The 821-nt window shown below is 42.3% G+C and carries 2 protein-coding genes; both read right to left on the bottom strand.

Annotated features, from left to right (window positions below; translation table 11 throughout):
* Positions 1–76: 76 nt before the first annotated feature.
* The gene (locus LIY45_RS30570; protein ID WP_226478724.1) at positions 77–373 is read right to left on the bottom strand and encodes a hypothetical protein; all 297 of its coding nucleotides are present in this window, start codon (positions 371–373) and stop codon (positions 77–79) included.
* Positions 374–451: 78 nt separating this feature from the next.
* The coding region (locus LIY45_RS30565) for a hypothetical protein (protein WP_226478723.1) at positions 452–821 on the bottom strand (370 nt) is incomplete at its 5' end.

Here is an 821-nt window from a genome sequence, read left to right as displayed (position 1 = left end):
AGTTGATCACTCGGCCATTGAGGTTGAGTTGATGCAGGTGGCCGGGTCAAGGTTTCAAGGTGATCTGTGAGTACCTTTATAATGGGGTTTTCGAAATTTTTGAGAGTAGATCAATGGCTCGATTAAATTCATATTCTAATGCTTCATTGTCATTCTTGAGTGATAAGACTCTATTTAAAATGCCGCTCGCCTCTTCAGGTGAGCCCAGCTCTATTAATAACTCGCCAAAGCACACCAGTGATTGAATTAATATCACCGTATCATTGTCAGTATTTGCTTGGGAAATGACGTCTTTTAGTTTTTGACGGCCCCTCTCCAGCTCTCCCCGGTCTAGTAATAAAAGTGCCTTTTGAAACTCAAGTTCGGTTTTCATATTGTCCCCATTTGCATCCGTATTTTTTTGAGAAATTTCTTGAAGATTTCGGGGTGTTATATTGTCTCATCATATTTTTTATATTTTTTTGGAGATCTGATTTTTTGAAGTTTTGATTTTCGGCGAACCAGTTTTCCATTGTTGATTCCAGCCGGATTTATGAATGTCGGTGTGTTGGGCATTGGGGATTCGTGAAACCTGTCGGTGAATGTAGTTCTCTGGATCTGGTATTCCAGCCTTTTTCATCTGAGTTAAGAAGGCTTCGTCTTTGATCATCGCCTGAGGGATCAAATGATGATCTCTCATAGACGCAGGGCCGTACCGATCTCGCCAAGTTGGCGTTGTCCTGGACATGCCTCCTTCTGTAGTTCCTGTTGTAAGCCCTAATGGATCAATCCATCCAATCGGATTGGGCGAGTACTGATAAAGGTTCAACCCACCCAACAAC

It is taken from the genome of Pseudomonas sp. MWU16-30323 (assembly GCF_020515595.1).
Lineage (GTDB): Bacteria > Pseudomonadota > Gammaproteobacteria > Pseudomonadales > Pseudomonadaceae > Aquipseudomonas > Aquipseudomonas yamanorum.
Note: the sequence above shows the minus strand (reverse complement) of the source record. Positions and strands in the feature narration are given on the sequence as shown.